Origin of the sequence: Exiguobacterium sp. SH31 (genome assembly GCF_001816105.1) — a bacterium.
Lineage (GTDB): Bacteria > Bacillota > Bacilli > Exiguobacteriales > Exiguobacteriaceae > Exiguobacterium > Exiguobacterium aurantiacum_A.
The window spans coordinates 1-14886 of record NZ_LYTG01000061.1 but is presented as its reverse complement, the minus strand read 5'-3'; the positions used below and the strand labels follow the sequence as shown (position 1 = coordinate 14886).

13 protein-coding genes are annotated in these 14886 nt (G+C 52.1%); 7 read left to right on the top strand and 6 right to left on the bottom strand.

The annotated features are described in order from the left end of the window. Window positions 1-19 precede the first annotated feature (19 nt). Window positions 20-1888, top strand: coding sequence for a molecular chaperone HtpG (htpG, locus tag A6395_RS08890; RefSeq protein WP_071398729.1), 1869 nt, complete (start codon window positions 20-22; stop codon window positions 1886-1888). Window positions 1889-1920: 32 nt separating this feature from the next. Here htpG and mgtA read toward each other — a convergent pair whose 3' ends face one another. Both mgtA and A6395_RS16145 read right to left on the bottom strand, forming a co-directional pair. Continuing rightward, window positions 1921-3990 carry a magnesium-translocating P-type ATPase gene (mgtA, locus tag A6395_RS08885; RefSeq protein WP_216820988.1) on the bottom strand — a complete coding sequence of 690 codons (2070 nt, stop codon included), beginning with the start codon at window positions 3988-3990 and terminating at the stop codon, window positions 1921-1923. Continuing rightward, window positions 3980-4441, bottom strand: coding sequence for a cation-transporting P-type ATPase (locus tag A6395_RS16145; protein ID WP_216820987.1), 462 nt, complete (start codon window positions 4439-4441; stop codon window positions 3980-3982). Before A6395_RS16145 ends, mgtA begins: the two co-directional genes overlap by 11 nt. Before the next feature lie 175 nt (window positions 4442-4616). On the opposite strand from A6395_RS16145, the gene A6395_RS08880 reads away from it, so the two are divergent. The 5 genes from A6395_RS08880 (at window position 4617) to A6395_RS08855 (ending at window position 10521) form a co-directional block, all read left to right on the top strand. After that, window positions 4617-5411 (top strand): SRA domain-containing endonuclease, encoded by a 795-nt coding sequence (locus A6395_RS08880; RefSeq protein WP_071398728.1) that lies wholly within the window; start codon window positions 4617-4619, stop codon window positions 5409-5411. A gap of 341 nt (window positions 5412-5752) precedes the next feature. Further along, on the top strand, window positions 5753-6316 hold the full coding sequence (ahpC, locus tag A6395_RS08875) for an alkyl hydroperoxide reductase subunit C (RefSeq protein ID WP_071398727.1): 564 nt from the start codon (window positions 5753-5755) through the stop codon (window positions 6314-6316). Between the two features lie 12 nt (window positions 6317-6328). Then, complete coding sequence (gene ahpF, locus A6395_RS08870) at window positions 6329-7852, top strand: alkyl hydroperoxide reductase subunit F (RefSeq protein ID WP_071398726.1); 1524 nt, start codon at window positions 6329-6331, stop codon at window positions 7850-7852. Between the two features lie 294 nt (window positions 7853-8146). Then, window positions 8147-9319: an IS200/IS605 family element RNA-guided endonuclease TnpB gene (tnpB, locus tag A6395_RS08865; RefSeq protein ID WP_071398725.1), complete on the top strand. Its 1173-nt coding sequence runs from the start codon at window positions 8147-8149 to the stop codon at window positions 9317-9319. Window positions 9320-9684: 365 nt separating this feature from the next. Then, window positions 9685-10521, top strand: a complete 837-nt coding sequence (locus tag A6395_RS08855; protein WP_071398723.1) for an aldo/keto reductase — start codon at window positions 9685-9687, stop codon at window positions 10519-10521. A gap of 32 nt (window positions 10522-10553) precedes the next feature. On the opposite strand, the gene A6395_RS08850 is transcribed toward A6395_RS08855, so the two are convergent. From A6395_RS08850 to A6395_RS08835, 4 genes are all read right to left on the bottom strand, one after another. Beyond that, the gene (locus tag A6395_RS08850) at window positions 10554-11369 is read right to left on the bottom strand and encodes a MetQ/NlpA family ABC transporter substrate-binding protein (RefSeq protein WP_071398722.1); all 816 of its coding nucleotides are present in this window, start codon (window positions 11367-11369) and stop codon (window positions 10554-10556) included. 25 nt (window positions 11370-11394) lie between these two features. After that, window positions 11395-12057, bottom strand: coding sequence for a methionine ABC transporter permease (locus A6395_RS08845; RefSeq protein WP_071398721.1), 663 nt, complete (start codon window positions 12055-12057; stop codon window positions 11395-11397). After that, window positions 12050-12796 carry a methionine ABC transporter ATP-binding protein gene (locus A6395_RS08840; protein WP_071398720.1) on the bottom strand — a complete coding sequence of 249 codons (747 nt, stop codon included), beginning with the start codon at window positions 12794-12796 and terminating at the stop codon, window positions 12050-12052. The genes A6395_RS08845 and A6395_RS08840 overlap by 8 nt, the downstream gene beginning before the upstream one ends. A 119-nt stretch (window positions 12797-12915) precedes the next feature. Then, entirely contained in the window at window positions 12916-13659 is a 744-nt protein-coding gene (locus A6395_RS08835) for a hypothetical protein (protein ID WP_084813017.1), read from the bottom strand. Between the two features lie 192 nt (window positions 13660-13851). Here A6395_RS08835 and adhP point away from each other — a divergent pair, with 192 nt between their 5' ends. Continuing rightward, on the top strand, window positions 13852-14883 hold the full coding sequence (gene adhP / locus A6395_RS08830) for an alcohol dehydrogenase AdhP (RefSeq protein ID WP_070328005.1): 1032 nt from the start codon (window positions 13852-13854) through the stop codon (window positions 14881-14883). Window positions 14884-14886 lie beyond the last annotated feature (3 nt).

Sequence of the window (14886 nt, the reverse complement as noted above, 5' to 3'; positions counted from 1 at the left end):
ACGGCAAAGGAGAATGGTCATGACAAAAAAACAGTTTCAAGCCGAATCGAAACGAATTTTAGAGTTGATGGTCCACTCAATCTATACACATAAGGACATCTTCCTGCGTGAGCTCATCTCGAACGCGAGTGACGCCATCGACAAGATGTATTACCGCGCCCTCTCGGACGAGGCGATCGACTTCAACAAGGACGACTATTTCGTCAAAGTCGAACTCGACAAAGACGCACGCACCGTCACAATCCGTGACACCGGGATCGGGATGACGGAAGACGAACTCGAATCGAACCTCGGGATCATCGCCAAGAGCGGTTCGCTCGCGATGAAGCAGGCGACGAAGATGGAAGAAGACCACAGCTTGATTGGTCAATTCGGCGTCGGTTTCTACTCGGCGTTCATGGTCGCCGACCGTGTGACGGTCCGGACCCGTTCCGTCGACAGTGACCAAGGATATCTTTGGGAGTCAGACGGCATCGACGGCTATACGATCGAGCCGACGTCTAAACAAGAGATCGGAACCGAGATCGTCCTGCACTTGAAAGCCGACACCGAAGACGATACGTATTCTTCATTCTTAGAGGAATATGAGGTCCGCTCGCTCATCAAGAAGCATTCGGACTTCATCCGCTACCCGATCAAACTCGACGTGACGAAACACCGTCCAAAAGACGACTCGGAAGAATTCGAGGACTATGTCGAAGAAGAGACGATCAACAGTATGGTCCCGATTTGGCGCAAGCGGAAGAACGAACTGACGGACGAGGACTACACGGCGTTCTACCACGAGAAGCGCTACGGTTTCGACGAGCCGCTCAAACATCTCCACTTGAACGTCGACGGTTCGATCCGCTATCAGTCGATCCTCTATATCCCATCGACGGTCCCGTACGACTACTACACGAAAGAGTTCGAGAAAGGGCTCGAGCTCTACTCGAACGGCGTCTTGATCATGGAGAAATCGCCTGACTTATTGCCGGACTATTTCGGTTTCGTCAAAGGGATGGTCGACTCGGAAGACCTATCGCTCAACATTTCCCGGGAGATGTTGCAGCAGGACCGCCAACTGCGCGTCATCGCTAAGAACGTCAAGTCGAAGATTAAAGGCATGCTCGAGAAGATGCTTCAGAATGAGCGCGAGGACTACGAGAAGTTCTTCGACGCGTTCGGCCGCCAAATCAAGTTCGGCGTCTATGACCAGTTCGGCGCCGCGAAGGATGAGTTGAAGGACTTGCTCTTGTTCCACTCGTCGAACGAGAAAAAGCTCGTCTCGCTGAAAGAATACGTCGAGCGTATGAAAGAGGACCAGAAGTACATCTATTACGCGACGGGCGAATCGATCCATCGTATCGACCTTCTCCCGCAAACGGAACGTTTGAAAGAAGAAGGCTTCGAGATCCTCTATTTCACAGAAGAGATCGACGAGTTTGCCATCAAAGTGCTCCAGTCTTATGAAGACAAAGAGTTCAAGTCGGTCGCGAGCGGTGACCTCGGTCTCGATGATGAGGCGGCGAATTCGCTCAATGAAGACAATAAAAACTTGTTTGCCTTCATGAAGACCGAGCTTGGCGATCGTGTCAAAGAAGTGCGCGCGTCAACTCGTCTCAAGTCGCATCCGGTCTGCTTGACGGTCGCAGGTGACGTCTCGATTGAGATGGAGAAGATCATGAACACGATGCCGAATGGCGGCGGCATGAAAGCAGAAAAAGTGCTCGAAGTGAACGCCGACCACGCCATCTTCCAGACGTTGCAACGCGTCTATACGGAAGACGAGGCAAAAGCAAAACAATATACCGATCTTCTTTACCAGCAAGCACTCCTCATCGAAGGGTTACCGCTTGAAGATCCGGTAGCGTATTCGAATGCGGTATGTGCGTTGATGGCAGAGTGATGAATCAAGGCAGAGGGCGACCTCTGCCTTTTTTATTTTTCCCGATAAAACCAGCGTTTCACCACTTCGTTGAGCAAGACATAGCCGACCAGCAGCCCGAGTAACGTGAATAGAATCGGGAACGGTAACGGATAGAGGCCGAGCAGCGACGCGTTCGGCAAATAAGGCACGACGATCGCGACCGCACCGACAAGGATCGACGCGAATAAGAGGATCGGGGCCGGACGACTGTGATACAGGATCCGGCGTGTCCGCATGATCATCAAGATGAGCAGCTCGGTCAAAATCGAGAAGACGAACCAACCGCTTTGAAACACGGACTCGTTCGCATTGAATAAGACGATCAACACTAAAAACACCGTGTAGTCGAATAAGGAACTGACGAGTCCGAAGACGATCATGAAGCGCCGCACTTCTTTCAAATCCCATCGTCTGGGCACACGCACATCCTCGGTGTCGACTCTATCTTGTGAAATGGCCAGGGCCGGGAAGTCGCTCAAGAAGTTGATCATGAGAATCTGTTTCGGTAACAGCGGCAAAAACGGTAAGAACAACGAGGCCCCGGCCATGCTGAACATGTTCCCGAAGTTGGCGCTCGTCGTCACCATAATATATTTGAGCGTGTTCGCAAACGTCGTCCGGCCGAGGACGATACCACGCAGCAAGACACGTAGGCTCTTTCGAACGAGTACCAAATCAGCCGACTCTTTGGCAATATCGACCGCATTCTCGACCGTCAGACTGACGTCGGCCGCATGGAGCGCCGGTACGTCATTGATTCCGTCACCCATGTACCCGACGACGTGCCCGTTTTTCTTGAGCGCCAAAATAATCCGTTCTTTTTGGTTCGGATCGACCTCGGCAAAGAGTGTCGTCGTCTCGATTTTTTGCCACAGTGCCTCGTCCGACATTCGAACCAAGTCTTTCCCAGTCAGGACACCGGTGACTTTCAGACCGACGGCTTCAGCGGTGTGAAGCGCGATCGAAGCGTTATCGCCTGTGATGATCCGGAGGTCGACACCATAGACGGCAAGTTGACGGATCGTTTCGGCGACATCAGCTTTCGGATGGTCGAATATGAGCAAGAAACCGATGAACGTCATACCGGTCTCATCGTCGACACTGTACTCTTCACGAATCGTCACTCGTTTTTCCGCAACCCCGAGCACCCGGATACCCTCGGCGCTCCAGTTTTCAAATTGAACTTCTAGCTCCATTCGCGCGAACGAGTCGAGCGGGTGGCTCGTCGCGTGCTTCCATACATGGTCGCACGTATCAAGCACACTATGGAAGGCACCTTTCGCCAGCATGCGAACGTCCTGCCCGTCTTGCACGATAACGCTCAAGCGCTCCCGAATGAAGTCGAACGGGACTTCCCCGAGACGCGTCACTGCCGCCACGTCAATCTGGCGGTGACGGCGAATCATATCGTCTAAGTCGTTCTTCATTCCCGTCTGGAGCGTGGCGTTCAAATAGGTGGCTCGGAACACCTCGTCCGAGGAGACCCCGCTCGCATCGACTGCATCGTCGATTCGAATTTGTCCTTCCGTCAGCGTCCCCGTCTTGTCCGTACATAGTACGTCCATGCCCCCAAAGTTCTCGATGGCGGTCAATTTGCGAACGATGACCCCTTCTTGTGCCATTGCTCGTGACCCTTGGGATAGTGTGATACTGATGATGGCACTGAGAAGTTGCGGTGTGATCCCGACCGCAAGCGCCACAGCAAACAAGAGCGAGTCGATGACATCCCGCTCGAACCAAACGTTGATGGCGAAGACGACAAGTGTCAGCACGAGCATGATGCGCGTCAACAGATAACCGAAATGACGGATTCCTCGTTCGAACTCCGTCTCCGGAGGGCGGAGCGTCAACCGCTTCGCGATTTCACCGTATTCGGTCGTCCGTCCCGTGTGAACGACGAGCATCGCCGCGTTCCCGCTTTGGATGCTTGTTCCCATATAGACGCAGTTGAAGCGTTGTTCTAACGACTGGTCAGGCGCCGTCACGCCGACTTGTTTTTTGACCGCACCCGACTCCCCGGTCAGCATCGACTGATTGACGAAACAATGCTCGCTCGTCAGAAGAATCCCATCAGCCGGCACCAAGCTCCCTGCTGACAGTTCGACGACATCGCCTGGGTACTAATTCAATGGCAGGCACGTCGATCAAGTTGCCGTCGCGCCAAACTAAGACGTGGACTTTCACTTTGTCACGCAATTCTTCCACCGCTTTGCTCGCATGAAATTCTTGAAAATAACTGAGGACGGCACTCGCCAAGATGATTGTTAGAATGATGCCCGCATCGATATAGTCACCCGTCAGTGCCGAGATGAGCGTCGCACCGAGCAGAATGAGAATGATCGGACTTTTAAATTGTCCAAGCAATAACGCAAGCCGGGTAAAGCGGCGTTCTTTGGCGAGCGCATTTAATCCAAATTCGACTTGACGACGCTTGGCCTCAGTAGAACTGAGACCGTGAGTTGATGAGTCGAGTGCTTGGATTAAGTCAATAGAAGGACGGGACCAATATACATCTGTCTGGACATCTCTCATGACCGTTGCCTTCTTTCATAATGAAAATAAATATGGATGTGGCTACATGAGTTGTATTCCCGTTTTTAGATGAGATGCTTGATTTGTTTTCGTTTATCCTACAAACAGGATCACAAATAGACATGATACAATTGAGCAGGATAATTGTAGAACAACTAAACAAACGAGGTGACATATGCTGTTCGAAAAAAACAAACTATACAAACGCTCTGTCCTTCACGATCAATACGGCGGGAGTCGTCAACGTGGAATTAGTACTCCGAACAAACATAAGCTAATCTTTATTTTTGATAGCGGGATGGATGAAGAGTTTGGATACAAGAATGGCTGGAGTGAAGACGACGGTTTATATTATTACAGTGGTGAGGGTCAGGAAGGAAACCAATCTTTTTCTTTTGGAAACAAAGCTCTTCTAAACCATATCGAAAATGGAGAAGACGTCTATCTCTTCGAATCACTTGGAAAAGGTAATTATCGCTTCGTGGATCAACTTATTTTAATCGGTTACGACATTCAATTCGGAATTGATAAACACCATAACCAGCGCGAAGTAATCGTTTTTGCATTCGAACCGCTACACGTTGTTCAAGAAGAAGCCCATCATTTTGCATCAACCATGCGCTATAAAACCGTTGAAGAGTTAAATGAAATTGCTTTACGTGATCCGAAACGAGCTACTGGTTTAAGTGTGCCAGCTCGAAAATTACAAGTTCGCGAACAAACAGCAGCTCTTTATTACGCTGTGCTGGCTCGGGCAAATAATTGCTGTGAAGCTTGTGGAAACCAAGCCCCGTTTGAAACAGAAGAAGGTCCTTATCTCGAACTCCATTCTTTATATAAAGAATCAGATGATGGATTATCACGTCCCGATCAAGTGGCTGCGTTATGCCCAAATTGCCATGCTCGCATGCACAAAGGAAAAGACGGAGCGGGCTATAATAAACAACTGATTCATAAGTTAACAACTTGACGAACCTTAATCCAATCTGGATAAGGTTTTTTTGTATGCAATTGATAAAATGTCGATCATTTACGAGAATGAAGCATCTAATCCCTTCTTTACTCTTTTTAATCAAAAGCTATTCTACTCATTTTATATGAGTTTGAGAAAACAAATTAGCAGTTTTAATGTAACCGTTTTCTTTACCGCTACGATGCGATTTTTAATAAATACCTTGATAGATCAACCTTTTAGGCAGCATGCATACGTCTTGACAATTTCGCCTAGTTATATGAAATTAGTATTACATTATAATTATTCTAGTAGAGACAGAGTCCCGCTAGAGTAAAAAACCAAGGAGGACATACCCCATGTCATTAATCGGCAAAGAAATCTTACCATTCACAGCACAAGCGTTCCAAACAGGTGAATTCCTCGAAGTATCAGACAACAACCTTAAAGGTCAATGGAGCGTCGTTTGCTTCTACCCGGCTGACTTCACATTCGTCTGCCCGACTGAACTTGAAGACCTTCAAAACGAATACGCGACATTGAAAGACCTCGGCGTCGAAGTCTACTCAGTGTCTACAGATACGCACTTCACACATAAAGCTTGGCACGAAACGTCAGAGAAAATCGGCAAGATCGAATACATCATGATCGGCGACCCGTCACACACGATCTCACGCAACTTTGACGTCTTGAACGAAGCAGATGGCCTTGCTGACCGCGGTACGTTCATCATCGACCCAGACGGCGTCATCCAAACTGTTGAAATCAACGCAGACGGCATCGGCCGCGACGCGAGCACGCTCGTAAACAAAGTCAAAGCAGCACAATACGTCCGCAACAACCCAGGCGAAGTTTGCCCAGCGAAATGGGAAGAAGGCTCAGCGACACTTCGTCCAAGCCTCGATCTCGTTGGCAAGTTGTAAGGAGCGGATTCTATGTTAGAAGCAGATATTAAACAACAATTAGACCAATACTTGCAGCTCATGGAGGGCGACGTCGTCCTCCGTGTGAACGCTGGTGATGACGCGGTCTCTAAAGAGATGCTCGACCTCGTGAACGAACTTGCGAGCATGTCGTCACGCATCTCAGTCGAGAACGTCACACTCGTTCGCACACCGAGCTTCAGCGTGAACCGTCCGTCTGAAGAGACGGGCATCGTCTTCGCCGGGATCCCGCTCGGTCATGAGTTCACGTCACTCGTCCTCGCGTTGCTCCAAGTGAGCGGCCGAGCGCCGAAAGTAGACGCAGATGCGATCAAGCAAATCCAAAACATCCAAGGGACGTACCACTTCGAGTCGTACATCAGCCTCAGCTGCCATAACTGTCCGGACGTCGTCCAAGCACTTAACGTCATGAGCGTGCTCAACCCGAACATCACACACACGATGATCGACGGCGGCGCGTTCAAGGCAGAAGTCGAAGCGAAAGAAATCATGGCCGTCCCGACCGTCTTCTTGAACGGAGAAGCGTTCGGTAACGGACGGATGTCGCTCGAAGAGATCTTGGCGAAACTCGGCACAGGTCCTGACGCTTCGGCGTTCGAAGACAAAGAGGCGTATGACGTCCTCGTCATCGGTGGTGGTCCGGCTGGTGCAAGTGCGGCCGTTTACGCAGCTCGTAAAGGCATTCGTACCGGCATCGTCGCTGAACGCTTCGGTGGTCAAGTGATGGACACGATGGGCATCGAGAACTTCATCGGCACGTCGTACACGGAAGGTCCAAAACTCGTCGCGAGCTTAGAGGAACACGTGAAAGCATATGGCGTCGACGTCATGAATCTTCAACGCGCGAAGCGCCTTGAGAAGAAAGACCTCGTCGAAGTCGAACTTGAAAACGGCGCGATTCTGAAGAGTAAGAGTGTCATCTTGTCGACAGGGGCACGCTGGCGCAACGTCAACGTCCCAGGCGAAGCCGAGTTTAAAAACAAAGGTGTCGCCTACTGCCCACACTGTGACGGTCCACTCTTCGAAGGCAAGCGTGTCGCGGTCATCGGCGGCGGTAACTCTGGGATTGAAGCGGCCATCGACCTCGCCGGCATCGTCAAGCACGTCACGGTACTCGAGTTCGCACCTGAACTGAAGGCCGACCAAGTACTTCAAAACCGTCTTCACAGTCTACCGAACGTGACCGTCGTCACGAACGCCCAGACGACTGAAATCACGGGTACTGACAAAGTGAACGGGATCTCGTACATGTCTCGTGAGACGAACGAAACGCATCACGTCGAACTTGAAGGCGTCTTCGTCCAGATCGGCCTCGTCCCGAACACGGACTGGCTCGATACGGTCGAACGCAACAACTTCGGAGAGGTCATCGTCGACCGTCATGGTTCGACGAACATCTCAGGCGTGTTCGCGGCAGGCGACTGCACGAACAGTGCCTACAAACAGATCATCATCTCGATGGGCTCTGGTGCGACAGCCGCACTCGGTGCTTTCGACTACATGATTCGCAACTAAACAGGAAACGCGTCCTCACATTGGAGGACGCGTTTTTTATAGTTCAAATGACTTCCCAGTGTCCGGGATGAACAGGATCGACTCCCCCGTTTCCGTTTCAAACACATAAGCGACAGTTGGGTTGAACGGATTCCAGTCGTCCCCGCTTGTTCGCACACTCTCCTTATAAGTGACACTCCCATGCGTTGTGGACAATTCTTGTTCCGCGGCAGCGACCGAGTAAGTCGGAATCGAAAGTACGATCGTAGTGCCGACCTCTCTTTCGGGTATAAATACCTAGAGGAGGTGAACATCATGTCGAAGCATAAAGCGTATAAATTCCGGATCTATCCGACAAGAGAGCAGGAGATCCTGATCGCTAAGACGATCGGTTGTTCACGCTTCGTCTTCAACCACTTCTTGGCGAAGTGGGAAGAAACCTACAAGGCGACAGGGAAAGGCTTGTCCTACGGTTCCTGTTCGAAAGAAATCCCTTTGTTGAAGCAAGAGTTCGACTGGCTGAGGGAGGTCGATAGCACATCTGTCCAGACGAGCGTCAAACATCTGGCCGAGGCGTATGACCGCTTCTTCAAGAGGCAGAACGAACGGCCACGGTTCAAATCGAAGCGGAACCCCGTCCAATCCTATAAGACGAACATCCAAGGCAAGTCTCAACTTCCTGAGGTGTCGATCGTCGGCAACCGGCTAAAGCTCCCGAAGTTGAAGTGGGTCCGGTTCGCCAACTCGAAGCAGGTCGAGGGCCGCATCTTGAACGCCACGATCCGACGTAACGCCTCAGGCAAATACTTCGTCTCCCTCCTCGTCGAGCAGGAGATCGACGAACTGCCGAAGACCGGCTCAACCGTCGGCGTCGACGTCGGGCTCAAGAACTTCGCCGTCCTGTCCGACGGCACGGTGTACCAAAACGACCGCTATTTCCGCACGCTCGAGAAGAGACTGGCGCGCGAGCAGCGCAAGCTCTCCCGCCGTCAGCTCATCGCCCTGGACAAGAACATCAAGCTGTCCGAGGCGAGGAACTATCAGAAACAAAAACGCAAGGTCGCCCGCATCCATGAGAAGATCGCCAACAAGCGTACCGACTTCCTGCACAAGGTATCGACCGAGATCGTCAAAAACCACGACGTCATCGGCATCGAGACCCTGCAGGTCAAGCACATGCAGAAGGACCGCAAGTTCAGCAAATCTATCTCCGATGTCAGTTGGTCGGAGTTCTTCCGCATGCTCGCATACAAGGCGGACTGGTACGGGAAGATCGTCGTGAAGGTCGGCAAGACCTTCGCCTCGAGCCAGCTCTGTTCGAGTTGCGGCCATCAACACAAAGACGTGAAGCATCTTGGTCTGCGTGAGTGGACATGCCCGGGCTGCGGGATCCACCACGACCGCGATGTGAACGCAGGACTGAATCTCAAACAAGAAGCTGAACGAATCGTGGCTTCTTCAACCGTCGGGACGACGGGGCTAGCCTGATCAGGTTCCGGTCGTTAGACTGGATCACTCAGGAATCCTCCACCTCTAAGCGAAGCGTAGGTGGGGGTAGTTCAAGTCTCGGATACGTGAGCTTCACTAAAATCAATATCGAAATCATCCAACCGATCGGCACACCGAATGTCGCCGCACCTCCGTACCACGCGTCATTCACGTAAAGTAACGTAACCGACACTAATAAACCACCTGCCCACCACCATTTCATCCCGATCACCTTACTTTAATTATCCCAAAAACAGGAAAATAGGCAACTTCATTTTATTTTATTCTAACCGCTTCAAACGTTTCATTCCCCGGGAAAGTGGAATAGCCGAGAAGAGAACGTATTTCCACGGAGGAGGCATTTTATGAACATTCCGACCATCAAACTACACGACGGTTACGAGATTCCAGCTATCGGACTCGGCACCGTCTTCTTACGAGGCGAGACCGGTGTCGACGCCATCACGAGCGCGATCCGTAACGGTTATCGTCTCATCGACTCAGCGATTCGCTACGACAACGAAGGCGCGCTCGGGGAAGCAGTCCGCCAGTCCGGTATCCCGCGTGAGCAGTTATTTTTGACGTCGAAACTGCGTGGTCAATATTTCGATTATGATGAGGCCCTCAATATGATTCAAGAGTCGCTCTACCGGGCCAACCTCGACTATTGGGACTTATTTTTACTCCACTGGCCGAACCCGAAGCAAGATAAATACGTCGAGGCATGGCGCGCGCTCATCCAAGCGAAAAAAAACGGATGGATCCGCTCGATCGGCGTCTCGAACTTCATGCCTGAGCATCTCGATCGCTTGATCGAAGAGACGGGTGAGACACCGGTCATCAACCAAATCGAGCTCCATCCCTACTTCTCTCAAGTCGAGCAACGTCAAGCCGACAAAAAGCGAGATATCGTCACTGAGGCGTGGAGTCCGCTCAGCCGGGCCCGGACCGTCATCCATGATGAGACGATCACCGAGCTCGCCAACCAAAAAGGTAAGACGGTGTCGCAAGTCATCCTGCGTTGGCACATCCAGCTTGGCGTCATCCCGCTCCCGCGTTCGTCGAGCGAGCTGCACCAACAAGAAAATCTCGACGTCTTCAACTTCGAGTTGACCGAGGACGAGATGGAGACCATCAATGCGTTGACGAAACCCGATGGCCGCATCGACAACCAAGACCCGAGAGAATACGAAGAATTCTAAAAAAAATGAGCCGCATGGGCTCATTTTTTTCGTTAAAACGCCGGGATCGCCGTTTCGTCGTAATTCTCTTCTAAGAACGCACGGACTTCGTCGCTCGTGAGCGCTTCACCGAGTTTCTGGATCGCTTCATCGTCCTTGTTGTCTTCACGGGCGACGAGCGTGATGGCGAAGTCGTTCTCGACCCCTTCCGTCAAGAGCGCGTCGCTCTTCGGTGTAAGGTTGAGCGGTGCCGCGTACGCCGGCGTCATGAGGACCGCGTCGACGTCGTCATAGGCACGCGCGAGCATGAGAAGGTCGACTTCTTCGAACTTGAGGTTTTTCGGGTTGTCCGTGATGTCCGCTTGCGTGTAATACGAGCCGGTCTTCTCCCCGAGCTTGATCACGTCATGCTGCGCGAGGAGCGAAAGTGAGCGGTCGATGTTCGAGACGTCGTTCGCGATCGCGATCGTCGCGCCTTCTGGGATGTCGTCGATGTTGTCGTACTCTTTCGAGTAGACGCCGTAGTTGGCGAAATAGATCGGTTCAATCGGGACGAGGTTGGCGTCATTGCTGCGGTTGAACTCTTCCATGTACGGGACGTGCTGGAAGAAGTTCGCATCGACTTCTTTCGCCGCGAGCGCCGTGTTCGGTTGCACGTTGTCGCCGAGGACGACGATTTCGAGTTCGATGTTGTCTTCTGCGAGCTGGTCTTTTGCGATCTCGAGCATGTCGGTCATCGGTGGGATGAGCGAGGCGACTTTGAGCGTCTGCGGCTCGTTTGACGGTGTTTCCGTCGTTGTTTCGTTGTCAGTTCCACACGCCGCGAGGACGAGAGTGAGTGAGGCGAAGAGTGCCATCAATTTTTTCATGGATTTTCCTTCTTTCTATATATGATTAGCGTTTGTCGATGACCCGGGCCACCGTCGTACCGGTGAACTGGATCAGCTGGACGAAGACGAGCATGATGAAGATCATGTACAGCATCAGCTCCGTCTTGAACTGTTGATAGCCGTAGCGGATGGCGAAGTCGCCGATGCCGCCGCCCCCGACCACCCCCATGATGGTCGAGTACGAGATGAAGCTGATGATCGACGTCGTCAGCCCGAGGACGAGTCCGGACCGGGCCTCGACGTATAAAAATTTGAAGATGACGTCTTTAATCGACGCCCCCATCGATACGGCCGCCTCGACAACGCCGCGCGGGACGTCTAGGAGCGACTGCTCGACGAGACGAGAGTAGTGGGCGATGGCGATGATCGCGAGTGGCACGGTCGCTGCCGCCGTCCCGAGCGCCGTTCCGATGATGAGCCGCGTAAATGGAATCAAAAACACGACGAGGAGCAGGAACGGGAACGAGCGGACGATGTTGACGACCAAGTTGAGCACCGAGAAGACGGCCCGATTCTCGAGCAACTGCCCTTTCCGGGACAAGTAGAGCCACGTCCCGAGCGGTAAGCCGACGAGGACGGCGGCGAGGATCGAGACGCCGACCATGATGAACGTCTCACCGATCGAGCGCCAAATCTCGGTTTGATATTGAACGAGCACGTCAGGCATCCGGCTCACCCGCCTTTCGCAACTCGTTGACGAACCAGGCCGGATTATTGTCGATTTCCGGGACACCACGCGGGACGAGATCGAGCGTCTCGTACACCGATCCATCCGCCATGACGGTCACGCGGTCACACACTTGCTTGATGACGTCCATCTCGTGGGTGACGATGACGATCGTGACACCGAGCGCCTCGTTGATCGACTTCAGCACGCCGAGAATCTCGGCCGTCGTGTTCGGGTCGAGCGACGAAGTCGGCTCGTCACATAACAAGACGTGCGGTTCGTTCGCGAGCGCTCGGGCGATGGCGACGCGTTGCTTTTGCCCGCCGCTCAGCTGGGCCGGGTACTTGTCCTTGAACGACTCGAGTCCGACAAAGCGGAGGCATTCGAGCACCCGTTCCTCATGCTTCGTTTTTGGTCGCCTGGCCAGTTTGAGCGGGGCGACCACGTTGTCATATACCGTCTTGTTGCCGACGAGGTTGAACTGTTGAAAGATCATCCCGATGACGTGTCGCTGTTCGCGGAGTTGCCGGCTCGATAGACTCGTCAGTTCGTTCCCATCGACCGTGACCGTCCCTGCGTCCGGCGTCTCGAGCAAGTTCATCAGGCGCAGCAGCGTCGACTTGCCGGCACCGCTCGCACCGATGATACCGTATACCTCGCCTCGTTCAATCTGAAGCGAGACGTCACGGACCGCCTCGTCACGACCAAACTGTTTGCTTACATTCGTTAACGTGATCATAGACCGTCCCTTTCTTTTATGATGAAAAAGTGGATGATAACCGTTATCCATTTTAGCGAACTAAAGTAAAAATGTCAGTTGAAGCGCTTCAATGAAAAAAGAACCGCTCTCACGGTCCTTCAAATCGGATGCCGCTTGAAATGCTCGGCGATGTGATACCGCATTGCATCACGGTTCTCGGCGAAAATACGGTGCCGGTGACCGTTACCGCCTGACGGATGCGGAAACCCGCTGACAACCCGTTCTGATGCAAGAAGCCCACGGTCGACGAGCGTCTCGACGGCCCGGCGCACGTTGACACCCATCGGCAAAATGAGCGCGTCTTCGAGGACGGCCATCTCGTCAGCGAAACTGCCTTCGACGTAAGAACGGAACAGGTCCGTTCTTAATATGTCTGGACTTGAGCCGTTGTAGTTCTTCCCTTTATAGAACACCGGATAAGGCAACACGGCCGTATTTTGGACGAGATGGTTCGCCTCACCGAACAAGTCGAGCGTCGTCTCGATGTTGAGATGGCGATGCAAGTCCAAGTCATCGAGCATCGTCACCAAGTTCTTACGGATCGGACCTGAGAAGCTGCCGCGCTGTTTAACGACTCGTAACGCTGTTTCGTCCGAGGCATCAGCCAAGTCGCGGATCGCCTCGAACGACTGTCGCATTTGATAAAGACCCGGCGTGATGCCAGCAATGACGACTTTGGCGTTCGGATTGATGTATTCGAACGGGGCATAATAAATGGTCAATTGCTTCTTCGGGTCTTCCTCGAGAAGAAACGTCTCGCTCTTCAACGTCGTTTCGTCCATGTCAGGAAGCTCAATGATTTTCTGTTTATAGGCTTGAAACAGGTCGGTTCGTGTCGGCACGATTCATCCTCCTTTCGTGTTCTGTCTTATACTGTTCCCCAAAATCATTATGTGAAAAAAGTTCATGAAAGCGACAAGACTTCGCCTTTAGTTAAGCGTTTTCATTCCCTTTTTTATGCTATTCTTTTCTTGTCAGTTTGGTAATTACATATCTTTAATTACCTATAATTAGGATGGGGAGCGTGGGATAAAGTGAAAGCAGTCGTAGTCAATTCATCTAACAAAGCGAATATCGAAGTGGTTGAAAAGGAGTTGCGACCACTAAATTCTGGAGAGGCGCTTGTCGACGTCGAGTATTGTGGCGTATGTCACACAGACCTACACGTTGCCGCGGGAGATTTCGGTGATGTCCAAGGCCGCGTACTCGGACACGAAGGCATCGGGATCGTTTCAAAAATTGCTGACGACGTAACGAGTTTGAAAGTCGGAGACCGCGTCAGTATCGCCTGGATGTATCATGCCTGCGGGCGTTGTGAGTACTGTACGACTGGACGTGAAACGTTCTGCCGCCACGTACAAAACGCTGGATATAGCGTTGATGGCGGGATGGCCGAGCAAAGTATCGTAATGGCCGATTTCACTGTCAAAGTACCAGACGGACTCGATCCAGCACAAGCTTCGAGTATCACGTGTGCCGGTGTCACGACGTATAAAGCCATTAAAGTGGCTGACGTGAAGCCAGGTCAAATCGTTGTTATCTATGGATGCGGTGGTCTTGGTAACCTGGCAATTCAGTACGCCAAACACGTGTTCAATGCGTACGTCGTCGCAGTCGACATCAATGACGACAAACTAAAACTCGCTAAAGACAGCGGCGCCGATATGATCATCAATCCAGTGACAGAGGGCGCTGCGGACAAAATCATCCAAGAGCAACTCGGGGGCGCACATGCAGCGGTCGTCACGGCCGTTTCAAAAGTAGCCTTCAACTCTGCGGTCGACGCTGTAAGAGCGTGTGGAAAAGTTGTCGCGGTCGGACTTCCGTCTGAAACAATGGATTTGAATATCCCACGTCTCGTCCTCGATGGCATCGAAGTCGTCGGATCACTCGTCGGTACACGTAAAGACTTAGAAGAGGCTTTCCAATTCGGGGCCGAAGGAAAGGTCGTACCGGTCGTCCAGAAACGTTGCCTCCACGAAGTCCAAGATATTTTCGAAGAGATGGAACAAGGTAAAATTCAAGGACGAATGGTCATCGATTTCAAAAATAAAGAATGCCAGTAAAAA

Excerpts from the sequence above, each read along its gene's own strand:
- htpG (WP_071398729.1), top strand. The coding sequence starts at position 20 with ATGACAAAAAAACAGTTTCAAGCCGAATCGAAACGAATTTTAGAGTTG.
- A6395_RS16145 (WP_216820987.1), bottom strand. The coding sequence starts at position 4,441 with ATGAGAGATGTCCAGACAGATGTATATTGGTCCCGTCCTTCTATTGAC.
- A6395_RS08880 (WP_071398728.1), top strand. The coding sequence starts at position 4,617 with ATGCTGTTCGAAAAAAACAAACTATACAAACGCTCTGTCCTTCACGAT.
- ahpC (WP_071398727.1), top strand. The coding sequence starts at position 5,753 with ATGTCATTAATCGGCAAAGAAATCTTACCATTCACAGCACAAGCGTTC.
- ahpF (WP_071398726.1), top strand. The coding sequence starts at position 6,329 with ATGTTAGAAGCAGATATTAAACAACAATTAGACCAATACTTGCAGCTC.
- tnpB (WP_071398725.1), top strand. The coding sequence starts at position 8,147 with ATGTCGAAGCATAAAGCGTATAAATTCCGGATCTATCCGACAAGAGAG.
- A6395_RS08855 (WP_071398723.1), top strand. The coding sequence starts at position 9,685 with ATGAACATTCCGACCATCAAACTACACGACGGTTACGAGATTCCAGCT.
- A6395_RS08850 (WP_071398722.1), bottom strand. The coding sequence starts at position 11,369 with ATGAAAAAATTGATGGCACTCTTCGCCTCACTCACTCTCGTCCTCGCG.
- A6395_RS08845 (WP_071398721.1), bottom strand. The coding sequence starts at position 12,057 with ATGCCTGACGTGCTCGTTCAATATCAAACCGAGATTTGGCGCTCGATC.
- A6395_RS08840 (WP_071398720.1), bottom strand. The coding sequence starts at position 12,796 with ATGATCACGTTAACGAATGTAAGCAAACAGTTTGGTCGTGACGAGGCG.